Origin of the sequence: Rubricella aquisinus (genome assembly GCF_014199445.1) — a bacterium.
In the GTDB taxonomy this organism is placed as follows: domain Bacteria; phylum Pseudomonadota; class Alphaproteobacteria; order Rhodobacterales; family Rhodobacteraceae; genus Rubricella; species Rubricella aquisinus.
The window spans coordinates 1-1,807 of record NZ_JACIJS010000023.1 but is presented as its reverse complement, the minus strand read 5'-3'; the positions used below and the strand labels follow the sequence as shown (position 1 = coordinate 1,807).

Here is a 1,807-nt window from a genome sequence, read left to right as displayed (position 1 = left end):
ACAAACCCAAACCCACCAGAGGTCAAAACTCCAACATACCCCCCAACACAAACACCCATCCCAACCAAACAACGCGATAACGCCTCAACACGACCCTGGAGGTCAGTGCGGGTGAGGCGCTGATCGCCCTGTTCAAGGGCGATCTCGTCGCCGGGGGTGAGGTGGACGATCAGGCTCACATCCGGTTGCGGGTTGCGCTGGCCGTAGCTCTGCGTAGGTAAGGTCGGCGGCGCGATCCGGGACAGACGCTCATGGAGTGCCGATGGGGCCGCGCGCAAAAGTGCCGTGAGCAGATCGCGCAGACGGGTGATTTCGGCCGCCGAGAAGGTCGCCTTGGGATAATAAATCTCTCCCTCAAGCCCCGCTGGTCCTTCCCGCAGGTGGCATTCCAGATCGAAGCGCGTGGTCGGCGCATTGGCGGAGATCGCCCGCACGGGCAGCGCCGCACGCGCATCATGCTGCGCGATATTGGGCAAGGTCAGCATTGCCTGCACAAGCGTCGGCCGCGCCGGATCGCGCGTCTTGACCACTTGGTCCACGATTTCCTCGAAGGGGACATTCTGGTGGGCGAGTGCATCAAGCACCCTGTCCCGGACCCGTGCGATCCAATCGGTCATAACCGGGTCATCGTCTGCGCGCGTCCGCACCGCGATGGTGTTGACGAAACAGCCAATGGTCTGCTCCAGCCCCGCCGCGTCGCGCCCGGCACTTGGTGCGCCCACGATCAGATCGGTCTGCCCGCTGATCCGCATCAGGGCCATTTGATAGATCGCCATCAGCACCATAAAGAGCGTCGCTCCCGTCCGCTCCGCCAGATGTTTGACGGCGTCGGTCTCCGCCTGTGTGAGGGTGATTGGCACGGTGTCTGCCGCCATCTGCTGCACCACCGGGCGCGGGATGTCGGACGGAAGGGAGAGGACGGGCGGAGCGGAGAGTTGCTGCTCCCAATAGGCCAACCCGCCTGCCAGTCGGCCTTGTGCCTTTTCTGCCGCCTGCCGGATCGCGAAATCGGCATAGCTGGTGCCGATCGGGGCGGGATCGAATGGCACGCCGCCGATCTCAGCGGCATAGGCCTGTGTCAGTTCGCCCATCAGAATATTGAGCGACCACGCGTCGCCCATGGCGTGATGCAGCACGATCTGGAGCCAATAGCACGCGGGCGCGCGCTGGATCAAAAGCGCGCGGATTGGCGGGCGCTTTGCCAGATCGAACGCGGCCCAGGCGTGTTCTGTCAGCGCGGATTGTGCTTGCTCGGCATCGGGATGTTCCGCGATATCCAGCGGGCATTGTCCGGTTGCGGCGATCTTTTGCATTGGGGTGCCGTCAACCTCGACGATGGTGGTGCGCAGCGCCTCGTGCCGCGCGACCAAACGATCGAGCGCGCGGCGCAGCGCGTCTGCGCTGACCTCTCCGTCAATTTCCACCGCGATGGGCATGTTATAGGCGCCGGGCGTGCTCAGCATCCGCTCCAGCAGCCAAAACCGCCGCTGCGCGAAGGAAACAGGCGCCAGTTTCGGCCCGCCAAGAGCGGCTTTCTCCGCGCGCAACCGGGTCAGCAGCGCGCGTTTCTCAGCAGCGCTCAATTGGCTCAGATCGGTCATTCCGCGGCCCCCTGATCGAGTTCGGCGGCCAGCAGCGCGTCGATATCCGCGTCACTCAGATCATCAAGGCTGATCTCGTCTGGTTGCGTCACCGGAGCTTCCGTCATCGCGTCAATCATGTGAGCGATTGTTTGTATTGAGTTGTATTGGAAGAGGGATTTGAGGGTGATGTTATGGTTTGTGGATTTTTGGATATTTTGGATGAG

General features: G+C 62.6%; 2 protein-coding genes. Both read right to left on the bottom strand.

Features of this window, described 5'->3' with window-relative positions; translation table 11 throughout:
• Positions 1–1,601: condensation domain-containing protein (locus FHS89_RS16170; protein ID WP_246414010.1), on the bottom strand; the 1,601-nt coding region annotated here is incomplete at its 3' end.
• On the bottom strand, positions 1,598–1,720 hold the full coding sequence (locus FHS89_RS16395) for a hypothetical protein (protein WP_281376718.1): 123 nt from the start codon (positions 1,718–1,720) through the stop codon (positions 1,598–1,600). The genes FHS89_RS16170 and FHS89_RS16395, both read right to left, overlap by 4 nt.
• Between the last annotated feature and the right edge of the window lie 87 nt (positions 1,721–1,807).